Genomic DNA, 19,275 nt, shown 5'->3' with positions numbered 1-19,275 from the left:
ATTTATTGCGAAATAATTCCACATTTATTGAGTCTTAATAAGAATTTTCCAGGTTATGAAAAGAAAAACGCCACGAACAACGTTTGAACTACCATGTTATGGAAGAAAACTACTACTGATGTTTAAATTTACCTGCTTTCTGATCGGCCTGTTTTTCCAGGTATCTGCATCAGGTTATTCACAAAATACCGTTTCTGTTTCTTTTGTAAAGGCAGATGTGGAAAAGGTATTTCACTATCTCGAAAGAAAATCGGGATACACTTTTTACTATAGTAACACCGCTATTGAAAAACTGCCGCGCCTGAGTCTTACTATGGAAAAGGCTGATATCCGCGATGTACTGAACGAAATATCCCGTCAAACCGGTCTGCACTACGCTATCATGGATAATAATATGGTGGTGTTTAAAAGTGCGGCAGAACAAATCCGTACCAAGAAAATCAGCGGTAAAGTAGTGGATGAAAAAGGCCACCCCTTACCCAATATCACCGTGCAGGTGAAAGGTACTACTACCGGTGCGCTGACTACGGTAGATGGCCTGTTTTCCCTGCAAGTGCCGGATAATGCGGTACTGGTTATTTCTGCTATCGGATTCCTCAAACAGGAAATTGTGGTGTCAGATCAAACCTCCATTACCGTGGTACTGAAAGACGACGTAGCCGGCCTGAATGAAGTAGTGGTAGTGGGATATGGTACGCAGGAAAAACATAAACTGACCAGCGCCGTGGCTACTGTTTCCGGCGCTGACCTGAACAAGCGGGTGGCAACCAATCCGGCCTCGCTGCTGCAAGGACAGCTGCCAGGCCTGCAGGTAACACAAGGATCGGGCGAGCCAGGCAATGAAAACGTACAACTGCGCATCAGGGGTGTCAGCACTTTCAGTGGCGCCGGTAACGATCCGCTGGTCATTATTGACGGACTGCCCGGTAACCTGACTGCCCTGAACCCCAACGATATTGAATCTGTTTCCGTATTAAAAGATGCGGCATCGGCGGCCATTTACGGCTCCCGCGGCGCCAATGGTGTGGTGGTTGTAAAAACCAAAAAAGGAAGGGCAGGCTTCTCCCTGACCTATGCTTATAACCTGGGTATCTCCAAAGCAGCCAAACTGCCAGATGTGATCAGTAACTCAGCAGAGTACATGTCGTTGTCTAACGAGGCCCGTACCAATTCAGGTCTGGCGCCCCTCTATTCCCAGCAGCAGATAGATCTTTACAAAAATGCCACCGACCGGGTGAAATATCCTAACCACAACTGGCTGGACGATATTTTCCGTACCGGCTACACGAATAACCACTACCTGAATATGAGTGGTGGTAAAGACAATACCAACTACAGCCTGGGCCTGGGTATCAGTAATCAGCCCGGTGTAATGATTGGCTTCGACTACAAGAAATATACATTGGACCTCGGTCTCAGCTCCCGGGTTAACAAAAGAGTGACGCTGGGTACCAATATCCAAATGCGGTATGCCAACCGGAAGTATCCCGAAAACGGCGCGGGTGATATGTTCCTCTCCGCCCTGGCACAGTCGCCGCTATACCCGGCTTCCTACAACGGCAAATGGATCAAGAAAGCTTACTCCAATGAGCTCGGAAATAAAAACCCCGTGGCAATTGTAGATGAAGACATACGGGTACGCACCAACGATTATTATGCACAGGGTAATTTATCGCTCGATGTAGATATCATAGATGGGCTGAAATGGGAGAACCGGGCGGGTATGAACTACGACAACTACAAATCCAACGATTTCAGACCAGTAGTGCCTACTTTTTACTTTAGCGATATGAGCACAGCCGGCATATTGGATGATGGCACGCCGGGGCTGTATGTCAGCAATACCGGCTATATCTACACCGTGTATTATAGCCAGTTTACATACAAGAAAAAATTTGGCCTGCATAACCTGAATGCACTCGCCGGTTTCCAACAGGAGCAAAACAAAGCAGATACCCTGGGCGCCAGCCGTAACCAGTTTCCTACCAACTCACTGAGAGAGCTGAATGCCGGTCCTACTGACGGACAAACCAATAACGGTACCTCCGGACAATGGGCCATCAGTTCTTTTTATGGTAATGCGAACTATGATTATAACGACAAATACCTTTTCGGCGCCTCCGTACGATATGATGGTACCTCCAGGCTGCCGTCCAACACCCGCTGGGGGCTATTTTATTCCTTCTCCGGCGCATGGAGAATATCGGAAGAAGCCTTCCTGAAAAAAGTATCCTGGATCAACGATTTGAAACTGCGTGCTTCCTGGGGACAACTCGGTAACCAGAATATCGGAACATATCCGTATCAGTCTACCCTCGATAACGCTCCCTATGTATTCGGCTCCAACATTGCCACCGGTTTCAACGGCCGCCAGATCATATTCCCCGGCCTTACCTGGGAAACCACGCGCGTACTGGATTTCGGTCTGAACCTGACCGCCTTCGATAACCGGCTTACCATTACCGGCGACTGGTTCAATAAGTATACCTTCGATATTCTTCGCAACTCCCAGGTACCCATATGGCTGGGCCTGAATGCGCCTATTGTTAATAACGGCGCCGTAAGAAATAAAGGATATGAATTTAATATCCAGTATAACGACCATATCGGGAAAAACTTTACCTGGTATGTAGGCGCTAACTTCCAGCATTATAAAAACATACTGGAGAAATATGGTAAAAGAGATATTATAGGTAATAATATCCGGGAAGAAGGACATCCGCTGGATGAATATTACCTGTACCAATGGGATGGTATTTTCCAGAGTGCAGATGAAATCGCAAAATCTCCCAAACAGCCGGTAGACGCCAAACCCGGAGATTTGAAAATAAAAGATGTAAATGGAGATGGAGTAATCGACGACAAAGACCGGACTTATACCGGTGGAAAATATCCTACCCTGCAATATGCCATTAACCTGGGCGCTTCCTGGAAAAATTTCGATCTGAGTGCACAACTATATGGCTCTTCCGGACAGAAAGTATATGTTACCGGCTGGGGAATAGAACCTTTCAGACAAGGGTCCGTGCCTACTACCGATTGGCGGAACCGCTGGACACCAGAGCATCCCAGCACTACCATGCCAAGAATATATGTAGCAGATAACTATGCACCGGTGCAGTATTATCAATCTACCTACTTCCTGAAAGATGCTTCTTTTCTCCGCCTGAGAAACGTACAATTGGGATATAGCTTACCTGCTGCTACCATCAGCCGGATTGGTATGAAATCATTGCGGGTGTTCTTCACCGCCGACAACGTATTCACCATTAGCAAATTCCCGGGTCTGGATCCGGAGCGTGTAGGAGATGGCAGTTATGTGACTTACCCACAAACTAAAACTTACACCTTCGGTGCAACCGTACAGTTTTAATTTTTCCCGTTAAATGATTCAGTTATGAAAAGATATCAGCAATATATACTAATAATAGCAGGGGCTTCCCTGATGCTGTTCAGCGCCTGTAAGAAAGCATTGGATCTCATCCCACCGGATAAACTGGCCACTTCCCTGTTTTGGAAAACACCGGAAGATGCAGACAAAGCATTGGCTGGTTTATACAATAATATGTACGCCGGCAGCGGAGGATACGCTACGTCACAGTTTACCGTTTTTGCCTGGGATAACTTTACCGATGACTCGTACGGGCAGTATAATTATGGTGGCGGAACCAATGCCCTTATTTCCGGTATTACCGCACAATCGGGTGATTTTGTAAGATCTTATTATGATAACAGCTACCAGGCCATTGCCGGGGCTAATGTATTCCTTGCTAAAGTGGGCACCGTGCTGAGTGGCGATAAGCTGGCGCTGTATAAAGGAGAAGCTTATTTCCTGCGGGCTTTTAACTACTTCTGGTTAGCCCAGCTCTATGGCAACACAGTATTGATTACAGAAGATCCTTTCACTGTAGATTATACTTCTTCCAGGGCAAAATCCCCAAGGGCGGACGTTTTAAAACAAGTACTCGCTGATCTGGATGCAGCCATTGCTGTATTACCGGATACCAGCTATTACAACGGACATGCGGTGAAAGCCACTGCCCAGGGATATAAAGTAAGGGTACTGATGTTCCAGAAAAGATATGCGGAAGCCGCTGCACTGGCAAAGGAAATTATGAATGCCGGTAAGTTCAGCCTGAATGCCAGCTATCCCGGTAACTTTTATAAACCCGATCAGAACAACAGCAAAGAAATCATGTTTTCTGTGAGATACATGCGCCCTAATATGTTGCACCAGGATGTAGCGATATCCGTGAACCTGCAACGCTGGAAAGGAGAACTGGGTACCCAGGATCTGATCGACGAGTATGAAGCAGCAGATGGAAAAGACACCGCATCGTCCAGCGTATATGTTCCCGGAAAACCTTATGAACACAGGGATCCCCGCATGCGGATGACTTTCTTCTTCCCCGGCGATACCAAAGCCCAGGGTTGGCCGTTTACCGGCGACCTGGCAGTGGCTACACCCGGAAAAGATAGCTGGATAAAGGGTTATTATGCGGTGAAGAAATGGCTGGACCCTTCCCTGACAGATCCCGACTACGGTACGATAGACGATAACGATTTTGTATTACTTCGTTATGCAGATATCCTGCTGATGTATGCCGAAGCACAGAATGAAGCCGCCGGCCCGGATGGTACCGTATACGCAGCCATGAAAGCAGTGCGTAACCGCGCAGGCATGCCGGATCTTCCTGCGGGCCTGTCACAAACGGCTATGCGTACACGTATCCGTCATGAAAGAAGGGTGGAATTTGCCCTGGAAGGATTGCGTTATTTTGACTTGAGAAGATGGGGAATTGCCACACAGAAATTAAATGGGTTTGTACCTAATCCATTAGTACCGGATGTGAAAACAAAGTACAAGGATAACTACGAATTCTGGCCTATTCCGCAAACAGAAATAGACCGTAATTCCCCCGTGTTGATACAGAACGACGGCTACTAAGTAGCATATGTCTAAAAACGCGAAACGCGGCTCCACCTCGGTGGGGCCGCGTTTCGCGTTTTTAGACATATGCTATTGGGATAACTGCACATAGACTAATTCTTTTTTTGGTACGGTGAATCCTTCATTTGGTGTAAATAACTTGCTCATAGACGGAGGGAGGCATAGTTTAGTACCCAAAAAAACAACACATGAGAAAACTGTTTTTTTGTGTACTCTTATCGATATGCACCACTGGTGTACACGCGCAAAAGACTTTGTTTGATTCCATTTTTTTACTGGTGAAAACGCAATCTGTTTATGCAGAGCAGGTCAATTGGGATTCGCTGACACCTCACATCTACCAACACCTGGACCGCACAAGAGCTGATAGTGCGGGTGGTGTGCTGCCGGCGTTCGGCATGCTGATGCAGGCGCTGAAGGATATGCACAGCGGTATTTCCTTCCAGGGAAAGGAAGCCGGTAACCCCGACGCCTATGTGTTTGTGAGCAATAAAATAACACCAGAAATGCGGGACGCTGTCCGTAAGGGATATGGTAGTTTACGCACGGCTGTGTTGCACGGCGCATATGGTTATATTACCATTCCCGATGCGGGTATTGAACCATCGGAAGACATGCAGGTGGTGATAGAAAAAATGTCTGCTATTGCTCAAAGTATATCAGATTCATTATGCCTGTTACAAAGCAAGCCGCTTAAAGGCCTTATTGTTGATTTACGGCTGAATTCAGGAGGCAGTACACCCGCCCTCATTGGTGGCATGGCTGCCATCCTGGAAGACGGCCTTTGTTTCGCTTTTTCGAAGAAGGGAAATGCCCGGGAGGAAATGTGGCTCAAAGATGGCAACCTGTTCTATGATACGACGCAGCTGACATGGTTAAAAAACCGATGTATGCCAAAGAAAGGGATGAAGATAGCGGTATTGATTAGCGGTTTTACTACCAGTGCCGGTGAACATGCCGCCATTGCACTAAAGGGAAATAGCAATACCCGGTTCTTTGGAAGTTCCACCAGGGGACAGATTACAGGTAATGAGACTTTTTTTCTGAGAAAAGATGTTATTTTAAGCCTGTCGACCGCCTGGGCAGAAGATAGGAACGGAAGAAAATATATGCTGGATGTGGTGCCGGAGGAGCCTGTTCCTGTAGGGGCTGACTTTGAACATCCTGACAACGACAAAAGCATACAGGCGGCAATCCGCTGGTTGGCGGCCCGTAAATAATATTTAAGAGAAAAAGTTGATATGCCAGGAATAATCACCATTGAACTTTTAAAAAAGATGATCCGGCATCCAAGAATTCCGTACTGGAAAGTGGTTGGCTGGCTGGCAGTGCTGCAATTAGTCATCAATGCCAGAACCTGGTACGTTAACAGTCACCTGGAAGACCCGGTGCTCAGGACCGGGTTTCTTAGCTGGATCTTTAGCTGGACATACCTGTTGCAGCAGGCACTTTCCTGCCTGCTGGTATCATTGCTCTGTTTTTTAGTATTCAACCTGTTTTATCATTTGTCGGTCCGTAAAGCCGGAATCTTGGTGATCTTCGCGGCAGCCTTGCTGTTGTTTGTTCCGTTGCTGCTGATAGACCTGGGTATTAACTATTTTTTTTATCCGGAAACATTCATAGCGTTTGTGAGGAATCCCTTTGCTTTTACTTCGGATTTTTTGTTGGGAGTGACCATCATCGGCGTACTGACAATTATCATTGTCAAAGCGGCGATATCCAGCGATGTAACCAAAAGAAACAAACAGCTGGAACTAGATAAGCGCGAAGCTGAATACGAACTGCTTAAGGCCCAGGTAAATCCTCATTTTTTGTTTAATTCGCTGAATTATTTATATGCCCGATCGCTTCCGTATTCAAAGGAACTGTCAGAAGGGATTCTGACACTTTCTGAAATTATGCGGTATGCTTTTGATGCCCATGATGTAGCAGGAAATGGTATGGTGGCGCTGAGAGATGAAGTAGCATATATCGGGAAGTTTTTAAAAATGAATGAACTCCGGTTTGGTGTTGGATTTTATGCCACATTTGAGCAAACGGGTTTGATCAATGGCTGGCGAATCATACCGTTTGTTTTAATGACGATAGTGGAAAATGCCGTCAAGCATGCAGATGCTACCAATGCCCTGCATCCTATCCGGATAACTCTCGACGCAGCGGAAGACAAGTTGATATTCAGCTGTGCAAATCAGAAAAAGTCCCGTAGTATGGAGGTACCATCTACAAAAATGGGCATCTTAAATATGAAAGGCCGGCTTCGGATGACCTATGGTGATGCCTATAATCTGCTGATTGAAGATACTACAGATACTTATTTTACTAAACTAACACTGTATTCGGGTAATGGCCATTAATGTTATTATAATTGACGATGAACCTGCGGCAATAGACGTGTTAAAGTACTATATAAACATGACGCCGTCGCTCCACTTGCTGGCTGCATTTTCTGATAGCGGGGAGGCAGTGCGCTATTGTACACAGCAGGACGTGGACCTGATTTTTTGTGATATAGAGATGCCACTGCTAAACGGATTGGAGATTGCCGGATCTCAGAAAGGAAAGACGGCCATTGTTTTTGTTACTGCATATGCCAGGTATGCTGTAGAGGCATTTAACCTGAATGTAGCAGACTACCTGGTGAAACCTGTCAGATATGAGCGGTTCCTGCAGGCAGTCAATAAATATCGGGAGCAAACTCCCGGCGCTGAAGAAGATCACTTTTTTGTGAAAACAGGGACCAAGGGCTGCCTGGAAAAAATCCACCTGGCCGACATCATCCAGGTAGAAGGCGCAAAGAACTACGTGACCATCTGGCATGGAAATAAAAAGACGATGACACTCCTGAGTCTGAAAGATCTGGAAGTGCGCCTGCCGTTCAGGGATTTTTGCCGTGTACAGAAATCCAGCATTGTGGCGGTAAAGCACATCATCGGTCTGAAAGGAGGCTCCCTTACATTGTCGAATGGGCAGCAGGTACCAATTGGCCCCACCTATAAAGAGGAAGTGGTCCGGTTGATTAACCGCAAACTGATTAATTAGTGAATAACGGTCTCCCTTACACGCCGTTGTAATGATCCTGTCCGGGAAATAGGTTTTAATGATAGCGATATAGAAATTTGTATGCACTATTTCATTTCCCTTTGAAGTACTTTTGCCAACCAAACCGATTGTAGCAACATTTAAACCCGGAAATCATGAATCAAAAAATAGCCCTGGTTACTTATCAACAGCAAGCACGGTACAACGAAGGCGTTACAGAAAGTGAAGATGAGCAGTTATTGAAATTCCTGCAGGGGAAAGGAATAGATATCACGCCGGTGGTATGGAACGCCCCGGAAGTAAATTGGCGACAGTATGATGTAGCCATTATTAAATCGCCCTGGGATTATCATGACCAGATTGATGCCTTCTATGCCTGGTTAAAAACTACTGAGCAGGCGGGTATACGATTGCTCAACTCCGCTGATATGGTAAGGTGGAACAGCAATAAGCAATATTTACTTGAAATCGCCGATGCCGGGCTATCTATTATCCCCAGCCAGTTATTGGTACAGGGTAGTACACCCGACTGGGGCACCTTCTTCTCTCTCTGGAACACCGATAAAATTGTAGTGAAGCCCTGCGTAAGTGCCGGTGCAAAAAATACGGTGTTATTGTCTGTGGGAGATATTGCCGCACAACGGGAATCCCTGAATGCTTTGTTGCAGGCGGAAGACTTTCTCGTACAACCTTACCTGGAAGAGATTAAAGAAGGGGAATGGTCATTTGTGTTCTTTGGAGGGGTGTTTAGTCATATGCTGTTAAAAACTCCCCGGCAGGGAGATTTCCGCGTACAACACTATCACGGTGGTACGTTTAAACAGGCGTCCGCTGGTGAAACGATGATCAGTAAAGCACAGCAGTATGTAGATCATTTCGGAAAGGGATCTTTATATGTGCGGGTAGATGGGATTATTAAAGCAGATGAATTTTACCTGATGGAGTTGGAGATGATAGAACCCTATCTGTTCCTGAGTATAGCAGCACAGGGATATGAAAATTATTACCAGGCGTTGAGGAAGCTTTTAGCTATTAGCCTTTAGCTTTTAGCAAATGCAGCGGAGGCTTTATTATTTTGATCTCCGCTGCATTTGCTAAAAGCTAAAGGCTAATAGCTAAAAGCTTTTTCGTAATCGCTGCTTCATAGTTTGCCTGGAACCGCAAATGTGTTTTGGTATTCTCCGCGCTGTGTGTAGTAAGGGTTAGTGGGGGATAGCAGGAATAATGAGTCTTTTGGCTCCCGTTTCCTTACAGGGAAATTCACATTCAACAATAAAAAGGCATTTAAATACTACCGCCTCAATATTACTGTCCAGCTGGCCGAGTGGCGCCTGCTGAGAAGACCGTGGGGAAAGGAAATTACGAATTACGAATTACGAATTACGGATTTGTGGGTAGATATAAGCGAAGGAGATCTTCTCGTTTACAATCTACCCACAAATCCGTAATTCGTAATTCTTGCGTATGCTTACTATCTTTCCGGCTTAAATATCATCTACAAATGTTCGACATTGACAACGCAGCGGCCGGAAATGTATTAGCTTATGTAAAGTCACTCACTTCCTTTAAAGATAAAAATTGGGAGCTGTTGTACCCGGCACTCAGCATCGTAACGTTTAAGAAAGGGGAGTACCTGCTGGAAGCCGGAAAGGTTTGTCAGTCGCTGTTTTACATCAGTGAAGGTTATTGCAGGGCCTACTACAATAAAGACGGGAAAGATATCAATACAACCTTCTTTTTTGAAAATGATATGGCTACCAATATCAGCAGCTTTGGAGCAGGAGAACCATCGGACTATGCCATACAGGCCATGGAGCCGCTTACCGCGGTGAAGTTTGATAAGCAATTGCTGTACGCAGCAGCTGTACAGGACCCGGATATTCAGTTGCTCGGAAGGAAATGTCTGCACTTGATTGCAGCAAAGCAGGAGCAACATGCGGCCATCTATAAACTGATGTCCGGACAGGAGCGTTATGAATACATGGAAACACATTTCCCCGATTTGCTACAACGGGTATCCCTGTCTCACTTGTCTTCTTACCTGGGCGTAGCCAGGGAAACGTTGAGCCGTATCCGTGGCCGGAGGGAGTAGCCGCTTCTTTTGTGACGAACGTCACAGGTATAACTACCGGTATCTCCGGATCTTTGTAATATAATAAAACATTTATGACAGCAACACAGCATAACAATAGCGCCAAAGACGTGGTATTATCTTTTATTAACGCTTTAAACAACGAAGATTTTGCCGGTGCCCGGCAGTATTTGCAGGATGATCTGACTTTTGTGGGCGTAATGGGTACCCGCGAAGGGGCAGATGTATACATCAGTGACATGTCCCGCATGAAGTTCAAGTATACCGTGAAAAAAGCATTTGAAGACGGTACGGATGTTTGTCTTTATTATAATATCAACATGGGTGAAAAGACCATTTTCAGCAGTGGCTGGTATGAGCTGAAAGATAATAAAATCAGCAGGTTCCAGGTTATCTTCGATCCGCGGCAATTACTTGATAAACCGGCCCAATAAAAAATATTTCTTTGTTCACATAAAATGGTAAAGACGTCAGGATGAATTATTCCTGGCGTCTTTACCATTAGAAGGAGGGGGGATGAAGGCCATATCCGCTTTCATCTCCCATGATCTTTTTAAATCTTAAAAATATAATCAGTCTAATCAGTCTAATCCTGAACAAAGACAAAATCCGCTCTGGTCATTCGCTAAAATAGCTTCCTGCGCTATTAGAATCCCGGATTATTAGGCAGCAGGTTTGGGTTCACATCCGTTTCCTGTTTAGGAACGGGGAACAACAAATTCTTTTCTGCGAAAGTAGCGTTGTACACCGTTTTGTGTCCTACGAAATCATCCCAGTTGCCGGTAACATCGTTATGGACTTTACGGGTACGGATCATATCGAACCACATCTTGTTTTCGAAACAGAGTTCAAAGTACCGTTGCAGCCATACTTCGTGTTCGAAGTCGGTTTGAGACATGTTTGCCGGCAGTGGTCCCAATTTGGCGCGGGTACGGATCGCTTTTACGTAGTTGAGCGCATCTGCATTGGGGGCACCTTCTGCACGGTTAGATGCTTCCGCATATAGCAGGTATACATCTGCCAGGCGATACACGGTATAGTTCAGATCAGACTTGGCGGTGCTTACCACGGCTAAAGAATCAAAGAACTTGTAGATGTATGTGTTCCTGAAGGTAACAGTATCGGTGCCATTGATTTTTTTGTATTTCGTATAAAAGAATTGTCTTTCCTGTACGCGTTTGTCACCCGGTGCAAATGATTTGATAAACTGAGGAGTAGGATAAACGGATCCATATTCATCAGAATATTTGGAGATACCTGCATAGTTCGGAATAGTCAATGCCGTTAATGGATTAGGTGCTGGCACGGACGCTGCGAACTGTACCTGGAATATGAATTCCCCGATATTTTTATTCGCGGGGTTATTCATATCTGTGTAGTTGGTAAAGAGAGACGCACCGCTATTGGCAATAACTGCTTTGGAGGCAGCGGCCGACAAAGCATAGTACTGATTACCTCCATTGATGGCTGCACCAGCGTAGGTGAGGTATACATCAGCCAGCAGTGTTTGCACCAAACTCATAGTTACCTGGCCGGTAGCGTCTTTCCAGGGCAGGGTTGATTTGGCGGCATCCAGCAGGTCCGGAATAATGATGCTGTCGTAAATGGCTTTGGCTGGCGTACGCGGCAGATTCAGGTTCGCCGCCGTTGGTACGGTGGGTACCACCGTTACTTTGGGCACTGCACCGTATAGCCGTACCAGGTAGAAGTAATACAAGGCCCGCAATGTTTTGGCGGTGGCCAGCTGGTTAGTGGTAGTGGTGGCGGGTTGTATGGCTTTCGGAATATTTTGAATAGCCAGGTTACAGGCGCCTACGCCCAGGTATAAACGTTGCCACCAGGTATCTACATAAAACGAGGTGTTGTTGTACAACAGATTCTGGAAGGTGGCAAAACCTGTTTGTCCAAGATCACTGCCCGCTTTACCAGTCATAAATTCCATCAGGTTGTAAGTATTACCCCCGTAAGAAGCAGGTTGTCCGTATATTAATCCCTGTAGGTTTTGATAACAACCCAAAGTAAAAGCGGTGGCTACTTTCGGGCTGGTGAGGTCCGCATCTGGTGTGAGGAAGTTCGTTGGTTTTTCATCCAGGAACTTTTTGCAGGAGCAACTGAGCAACACCAGCAACGCTATTAATATATGTTTTGTCGTTTTCATTTTCAGATGTTTTAATTCACTAAATGATATCACTGGTCCGGTTATACGTAATGGGCTAGAAGTTGACATTTACACCCAGGTTCCACACGCGCGGGCGGGGATAAGGGAAGAAGTCAAGGTTCTGTGAGAAGCCGGTGTTGGAGCCATAGGTGCTGGTGAAGGTGTCAACTTCCGGATCATACCCAGTATACTTGGTGATCACGAAAAGGTTTTGCACGCTGGCGTATATACGGAATTTGCTGATATGGCTTCTCTGCAGGAATGCTGCCGGGAAAGAATAGCCCAATGTGAAATTCTGGCCACGGATATAAGAACCATCTTCTACCCACCAGGTATCAAAGTGAGAGTCCTGTGTGAATTTGTAGCTACGTACCTGGGCAATAGAAGTGTTTTGGTTATTGGGTGTCCAGGCATTTAATACGGTAGCCAGGCTGTTAGCCAGTGTCTGGCGGTCTTCTGTAGAGTGTTTAAATGTAGCAGCAGTATTCACCCCTTGTACAAAACGGATATCGCAGGTCAGGTCCCATCCTTTGTATTTGAAATTGGTGCTGAAAGTACCGGTCCATTTTGGATAAGCACGGCCTATGATACTATATACCGCGTTGCCATTGGCATCATATACATATTTGCGGTCGCCGGGTAACAGGCCGTGTTTGGCTGCTTCTGCCGCTTCGTCAGTACCATAAGTGCCCAGGCGGGTCATGCCATAGAAAGAACCAATGGGTTTGCCTACCCGTAATACGTTCGTTTGTCCGAGGAAGTTAGGACCCGGGAAAATATCCGCATTGCCATCGTTGAGCTTTAAGATTTCATTTTTATTGGAAGCAAAAATGAAGTTGGTGCTCCAAGTGAAGTCAGGCCGCTGGATATTGATTGTATTCAGGTTGACTTCTATACCACTGTTTCTTACGGAACCTACGTTTTTATACACATTGGCATTGTACATCCCGGCCGACCATGGAATAGGAGCCGCTAACAGCAGGTCGTTGGTTTTACGGGTATATACGTCCAGGTTCAGGTTAATACGGTTTTTCAACACAGACAATTCCACACCTCCGTCGAACTGGTTGGATTTTTCCCATTTCAGGTTAGGGTTACCAATGTAGCCGGGTACAATGACAGGCTGGTTGGAGCCTCCTATCACAGTTTGGTCAGGTCTGTATTGCGGAACGTTCTGGAATTGTCCGATTTCCTGGTTGCCGGAAAGACCATAACTGGTGCGGATTTTCAGGTTGTTGACAAAATTGCTGTGTTTCAGCCATTCTTCTTCAGACATGCGCCATGCAAAAGCAACAGAGGGGAAGAAGGCAAATTGTTTTTCTTTACTGAATTTAGACGAACCATCATATCTGCCCGTAGCGGTGAACAGGTATTTGTTATGCAGGCTGTAGTTCACACGTGCATAGTAGGAATTCATGTCCCAGGGAGTAGTCAGCGAAGTCGCATTAGAACGTACGGAACCTGCTCCCAGGCTATTCCACTGGAAGTAGTCCGACAGGAAATTTTGTGTTTCCACCAGGTTGTTTTCCCCGGAATACTTGATAAAGGAGATACCTGCCACGGCATTTAAGCTGTTGTTGGCGTTAAATTGTTTGTTATAGGTAAAATAGCTTTCTGACTGCCAGTATTTGTTGTAGTCGTTGGTGATCTTGGCTACACCACCCTGGTCCTGCGACAGGTGAGGCAAGTCGCCGGCAGAGTAATAGTTGGCTTTATTGCTCACCAGGTCATAACCGAAGTCTGTTTTAAAATCCAGCTCTTTGGTAATATGGAATAACAGGTAGATATTACCCAGGGTATGTTGCATATTATTCAGGGTGTACCTGTTTTGCGCAATATGCACCGGATTAGGACCTCCTTCCAGGCCGGCAATGTCATTGTTACCAGCCCAGGTGCCGTCAGGATACCTTACGGGTACAATTGGCACTTCTTCTGTCACCATCCTGGCTACGTTCAGAGATCCGTTACCATCAGATATCAGTCTTTGTTTGCCGGAAATGATGTTCAGGCTACCGCCTATTTTTAACCAGGATTTTACGTCATCATCGAAAGTAAGCCTGGCAGAATATCTCCTGTACCAGGACTGTGTCATCAGACCATTCTGATCCAGGAAGCCGAGCGACGCACTGTACAGCATTTTGTCGTTACCACCCTGGAAGTTCAGCTGGTGGCTGTTGGAAACGGCTGGTTTATAGGTTTCTTTTTCCCAGTTGGTATTATAGAGAGGTTTATCGTTCGCATCAAAGAGCAGTGGAAAGTTCTGGTGATTGAGGGCCTTGGGTGGCGCCCAGGTACCATGCTGTGGGTCGAACTTGGTTGCATTTACGAATGCTTCATTATATACTTTCACGAACTCATCGGAATTCAGCGTTTTGAGGTGCCGCGACAGGGTGCTGACGTTTACATCGCCCTGGTAGCTCACCTGGGTAGGACCTGCTTTACCGCGTTTGGTAGTGATCATGATAACACCGTTGGCGCCTCTGGCACCATAGATGGCGGTAGAGGAAGCGTCTTTCAATACTTCCAGGGAGGCGATATCGTTCGGGTTGATGGCATTACCATCTACGCCTGCTACTCCATCTACCACATACAATGGATCGAGGGAGGAGTTGATAGAACCAATACCCCTGATACGTACTTTGGCGGCCTGTCCGGGAGCGCTGCTGTTAATATTCACGTCTACCCCGGGTAGTTTACCTTGCAGGGCCTGTGAAATATTAGGCACGGGAGCATCCATGATTTGTTCTGCTTTGAGAGAGGCCACCGCACCGGTGAGATCCGATTTTTTTACGGAACCATAACCAATTACTACAAGGTCATTCAGCGTATTAGCTTGTTCCGAGAGTGCCACGTCGATAACGGTTTGGTTACCTACTTTTACTTCTTTCGTAGCAAATCCTGTGAAAGAAAATACAAGCACCGCATTGCCGTCAGGTACCTGTAAGGTATATGCTCCTTTAGCGTCTGCAATTGTACCTTTCAGGGTACCTTTAATGGCAACGGTTGTATTGGGAATTTCACTCCCGTCGGTGGCGTTGGTGACCTTGCCACTTATTTTAATCTGGGCCATTGCGTGCATGGAGAGTAATAGACATGCAAGCACATAAACAAGTTTTGTTTTCATAACAAGTCTTTAGAGATGATGGAATAATAGCCGGTAAATCGTTTAACTAAAAAATGGGTAGGATTGCTTTTTTACGTGGAATCCCCCTTTCAAACAAGTGATCAGAGCTGATAAGATAATAACTGATAAAGGTTCAATAAAAGATAATGGGGAGGATGGCTTTTTACGTGGATCCTCCCTTTAAACAAGTGATCAGAGCTGAATCATAGTTTTTTCCGTCAGATTTGGTTGCGTGATTAATAATTAACAACAAGTGAACAGCGGGAATCCTTACGGGTGCATGTTATCCGTTGCTTTTTCAGTAACGGGACAGCCTCCTGTAATACACCTGCTTCCCCCGTTGAAATTTCCTGGTCCTTTGGGTTAGCCTATTGGGTCTTCATACCATTCGTAGCGTTGTTGTGAGCAATGACGTGGTTAGTCATGGGTTTAAGCCCATCAACAGTTGTTTATATTCATCTTTTTTTAGCGGTTTTATCATACCCATCGCATACCCCAAAAGCCTTGTCCATGCGTTGCAAAATCGTTTTATCACTTTGGGCTAAAAAAAAGTAAGACTGATCGCCGGAAGCGATTACACCTGGTTGGCTGTGTTGGAGGATAGACGCCAGCACTTCGGGTGACTTACTTTGGGCTTGCATGCTTTCTGTGAAGAAAACAGGAAGGGTAATACCTGCGATTATGGGAATCAAATTTTTCATCATGTGGTCCCGGATATTATGTACAAACATATAAACATAAATTTACTAATGCAAGAAAAGTTTTTCACATGGATCAGGTGGCTTATCTGCCTGTTAATGAATAGATTATAACGCAATCGGCCCCCTATTGTTGCGTAAAGTTGAAAAAAATGACATCGATTGTCATGGAAGGCCGTCACCATACATATTCGGCAAAATAGGGGGGCTAAAATTGGTTTTCTAGTTATTTTCCAGTTGCTTTGCAGGCATGAATTTGAGCATAGATCATAAAAATCCTTTACCGCTGCACATCCAGGCAGAAAATCTGTTGCGAAACATGATCAAGGATCCGCAATATGCCGGAGGGAAATTTTTACCGAATGAAGTACAGTTGGCAAAACAGCTGGCGATCTCCCGGTCTACATTGCGTCATGCTTTAAATAAACTCGTTTACGAAGGCCTGCTGACCCGTAAAAAAGGCGTAGGAACAAAAGTGGCGGAAGCTACCATCAGCTCTAAATCCAAAAACTGGCTCAGCTTTACGCAGGAAATGACTGCCCGCGGAATTACTATCCGGAACTTTGAGCTGCATGTTACCTGGGTATTACCGGATGAAACCATCGCCAATTTCTTTGAAATCAGTCCTACCAAAAAAGTATTAAAACTGGAGCGCCTGAGAGGCAAAGCAGAAGGCCCCTTTGTTTACTTCATTTCTTATTTTCACCCCCGCGTAGGACTTACCGGAGAAGAGGATTTCAAACGCCCCCTGTACGATATACTGGAAAAGGACTACATGACCACTGCCACCTTATCCAAAGAAGAAATCAGTGCCAAAACAGCCGACAAATTTATTGCAGCCAAACTGGAACTGGAACCCGGTAGCCCCATTCTTTTCAGGAAACGTTTTGTATACGATCAGGGGGAACGCCCTATTGAATACAACCTCGGCTACTATCGGGCAGATAGTTTCGTATATACCGTAGAAAGCCGGAGAGAATAGACGCGAATATTGTCTTGTTCAGGATTATACTGATTATACTGATTTTCCCGATTGTTTTTTATAAGATTAAAAAGATTAGCGAAGATAGATGAAGCATGTATTCATCTGTCTTCGCTAATCTTTTTTATCTTATAAAATCAATAAATTAAAATCAGTATAATCCTGAACAAGACAAACTCCGCTCTTATCCATTCAGTGATTGCATCCCTGCCGCCGCATACCGGTCGCCAGCCGCTATGCCCATGGGGAATATCGCTTCAATAGCCGCCAGTTCAGCTGCTGATAAGGTAATATCCGATGCGGCGATATTTTGCTTCAGATTAGCTACCTGCCGGGTACCAGGAATTGTAATAATATCTTCCCCCTGTGCTAACACCCAGGCAATGGCTAATTGTGAAGGTGTACATCCTTTTTGTGCTGCCAGCTCCTGGATTTTTTCTACCAACAGCAGGTTTTTGTAAAAATTATCTCCCTGGAAACGCGGCATGTGTATCCGGCCATCTTTTAAATCTTCCGGTGTACGGATAGTGCCACTCAGTAAGCCCCGGCTCAGCGGCGCATACGCCACCAGGCCTATACCATTGGCGCGTAGGGTGGGCAGTACCGTTGCTTCAATTTCCCGGCTCCATAAAGAGTATTCAATCTGCAGGGCGGTAATAGGATGCACCTGCTGCGCTTTAACGATCGTAGCTGCACTGGCTTCCGATAACCCAATGTAACGGATAATACCTTCTTTTACCATATCTGCCAACGCGCCGATGGTTTCCTCAATAGGCACTTTGGGGTCTACGCGCGAAGGGGTATACAAATCTATATAATCTGTTTTCAGTCTTTGTAAACTATATACCACCGCGTTGCGCAGGTAATCAGGGCTGCCATTCACCGGACCAAAAACAGGCATCCCGTTTTTGGAGGGCGCCCGCATTACACCGGTTTTTACGCTCAGGAATGCTTTATCCCGTTTGCCGCGGATCGCTTTGCCAATGATTTCTTCATTGTGTCCGTTCCCATAAAAATCAGCGGTATCGAGGAAGTTAGCACCCCGTTCCAGCGCCTGTTCAATAATAGCAATGGAAGCAGCATCTTCCGCAGGGCCATAGATGCCAGAGAGGCCCATACAACCCAGTCCAACTGTTGATACCTGTGGACCGCCTTTTCCGAGTATTCTTGTATTTGTATTCATGATCGTTTGTTTTGTTTTTTGACAACACAAAGATCGATGCCCTCCCGGAAGAAGTGCCGGACAGATCATCCTAACTACCGGACAAATCCCTGACCCCCGTCATAAACGCGGATACCGTTTTGCCCGTCACTTTCCGGAATAACCGGGAAAAGTAATCAGGATCGTTGAAGCCGAGGTCAAAGGCAATTTCTTTTGCAGACCCTTCTCCATAGTATAGTTTTCGCTGCGCCTCCAATATCAGCCGGTTGTTGATAAAAGATTTGGGCGACACGCCGGCATATTTGGTCACAATGTTATACAAGGTGGTGGTATTAATGCCCAGTTGTTTCGCTATTCCGGTAACGGGTGGTTGCTCTGTCAGCTCCTTTTCCACCAGCAGTTTGAAATCGATGTATTTTTTGAGTTTATCATCCGTGGCACTTTGCTCCGGTGCCTGCTGGAAATATCCATGATTAATTTCTGTGAGCAGGGTATCCAGGTGGGCCAGGATCAGCGGGGGAGGCGTGTCTTTAACAGACAGATGCTGCGCCAGCATTTTAAAAATCCATTCCAGTCGTTCTGCTGCCGCAGGCGTAAAACTAATCCGTTGCTGATGTAAAGGATTGACGAGAAACGGGTAGGCTTTGGGTAGCATCGACAAGCAATGCTGATCGAAACTGAGTTTATAGAACGCCATCGGTACCGGATCTTCCTGTCCTTTGGGAGGTAACTGGTGGATCTGGTGAGGTAAAACAAATAGTAGTTGCTGTGGGGCCAATGGCATTTTTTGCAGGTCTACCGCATGACCAGAGTTCCCTTTCAATTGGAACATGAAAAAGTAATGCGTTTTGCGGTGTGGTTGCCTGAAACGATCTTTCACCGCTTCCGGTAAAAGTCCCATTTCATGAGAGCTGATCCGGATCGCCAGTTTTTCATGTTGCTTTAGTTCATCCAGTAGAAAAGTGATATCATTTGGCATCGTTAGAGCGGATAGTTACGATGCAAGGTAAAAAGAATTACGAATTACGAATTACGGATTTGTGGGTAGATGGTAAACGCGAATAATAGC

14 protein-coding genes are annotated in these 19,275 nt (G+C 45.8%); 9 read left to right on the top strand and 5 right to left on the bottom strand.

Features of this window, described 5'->3' with window-relative positions; translation table 11 throughout:
* Positions 1-118: 118 nt before the first annotated feature.
* The 8 genes from AC5ZC7_RS20445 (at position 119) to AC5ZC7_RS20410 (ending at position 10,516) form a co-directional block, all read left to right on the top strand.
* A complete protein-coding gene (locus tag AC5ZC7_RS20445; protein WP_496157037.1) occupies positions 119-3,373 on the top strand; it encodes a SusC/RagA family TonB-linked outer membrane protein in 3,255 nt (1,084 codons plus the stop codon).
* A gap of 24 nt (positions 3,374-3,397) precedes the next feature.
* Positions 3,398-4,948, top strand: coding sequence for a RagB/SusD family nutrient uptake outer membrane protein (locus AC5ZC7_RS20440; protein WP_496157038.1), 1,551 nt, complete (start codon positions 3,398-3,400; stop codon positions 4,946-4,948).
* Between the two features lie 191 nt (positions 4,949-5,139).
* A complete protein-coding gene (locus AC5ZC7_RS20435; RefSeq protein WP_496157039.1) occupies positions 5,140-6,171 on the top strand; it encodes a S41 family peptidase in 1,032 nt (343 codons plus the stop codon).
* A gap of 21 nt (positions 6,172-6,192) precedes the next feature.
* Positions 6,193-7,305, top strand: a complete 1,113-nt coding sequence (locus AC5ZC7_RS20430; RefSeq protein WP_496157040.1) for a histidine kinase — start codon at positions 6,193-6,195, stop codon at positions 7,303-7,305.
* Positions 7,295-7,990: a response regulator gene (locus tag AC5ZC7_RS20425; RefSeq protein WP_496157041.1), complete on the top strand. Its 696-nt coding sequence runs from the start codon at positions 7,295-7,297 to the stop codon at positions 7,988-7,990. The genes AC5ZC7_RS20430 and AC5ZC7_RS20425 overlap by 11 nt, the downstream gene beginning before the upstream one ends.
* A gap of 155 nt (positions 7,991-8,145) precedes the next feature.
* Positions 8,146-9,033: a DcsG N-terminal domain-containing protein gene (locus AC5ZC7_RS20420; protein ID WP_496157042.1), complete on the top strand. Its 888-nt coding sequence runs from the start codon at positions 8,146-8,148 to the stop codon at positions 9,031-9,033.
* Between the two features lie 458 nt (positions 9,034-9,491).
* Positions 9,492-10,082: a cyclic nucleotide-binding domain-containing protein gene (locus AC5ZC7_RS20415; RefSeq protein WP_496157043.1), complete on the top strand. Its 591-nt coding sequence runs from the start codon at positions 9,492-9,494 to the stop codon at positions 10,080-10,082.
* Between the two features lie 74 nt (positions 10,083-10,156).
* On the top strand, positions 10,157-10,516 hold the full coding sequence (locus AC5ZC7_RS20410) for a nuclear transport factor 2 family protein (protein ID WP_496157044.1): 360 nt from the start codon (positions 10,157-10,159) through the stop codon (positions 10,514-10,516).
* A 212-nt stretch (positions 10,517-10,728) separates the two neighbouring features.
* Here AC5ZC7_RS20410 and AC5ZC7_RS20405 read toward each other — a convergent pair whose 3' ends face one another.
* The 3 genes from AC5ZC7_RS20405 to AC5ZC7_RS20395 form a co-directional block, all read right to left on the bottom strand.
* Entirely contained in the window at positions 10,729-12,240 is a 1,512-nt protein-coding gene (locus AC5ZC7_RS20405; RefSeq protein ID WP_496157045.1) for a RagB/SusD family nutrient uptake outer membrane protein, read from the bottom strand.
* Between the two features lie 55 nt (positions 12,241-12,295).
* Entirely contained in the window at positions 12,296-15,364 is a 3,069-nt protein-coding gene (locus AC5ZC7_RS20400; RefSeq protein ID WP_496157046.1) for a SusC/RagA family TonB-linked outer membrane protein, read from the bottom strand.
* Between the two features lie 455 nt (positions 15,365-15,819).
* Entirely contained in the window at positions 15,820-16,068 is a 249-nt protein-coding gene (locus AC5ZC7_RS20395) for a hypothetical protein (RefSeq protein ID WP_496157047.1), read from the bottom strand.
* Between the two features lie 313 nt (positions 16,069-16,381).
* Between AC5ZC7_RS20395 and AC5ZC7_RS20390 the strand changes: the two genes are divergently transcribed.
* A complete protein-coding gene (locus AC5ZC7_RS20390) occupies positions 16,382-17,044 on the top strand; it encodes a GntR family transcriptional regulator (RefSeq protein ID WP_511911261.1) in 663 nt (220 codons plus the stop codon).
* Positions 17,045-17,228: 184 nt separating this feature from the next.
* Here the strand turns inward: AC5ZC7_RS20390 and AC5ZC7_RS20385 are convergent, their stop codons facing one another.
* Entirely contained in the window at positions 17,229-18,227 is a 999-nt protein-coding gene (locus AC5ZC7_RS20385) for an aldo/keto reductase (protein ID WP_496157049.1), read from the bottom strand.
* A gap of 70 nt (positions 18,228-18,297) precedes the next feature.
* Positions 18,298-19,185, bottom strand: a complete 888-nt coding sequence (locus AC5ZC7_RS20380; RefSeq protein WP_496157050.1) for a helix-turn-helix domain-containing protein — start codon at positions 19,183-19,185, stop codon at positions 18,298-18,300.
* Positions 19,186-19,275: the final 90 nt, after the last annotated feature.

Source organism: Chitinophaga sp. 9-1-y, from assembly GCF_059511905.2.
This window is presented reverse-complemented; position numbering and strand designations above follow the sequence as displayed.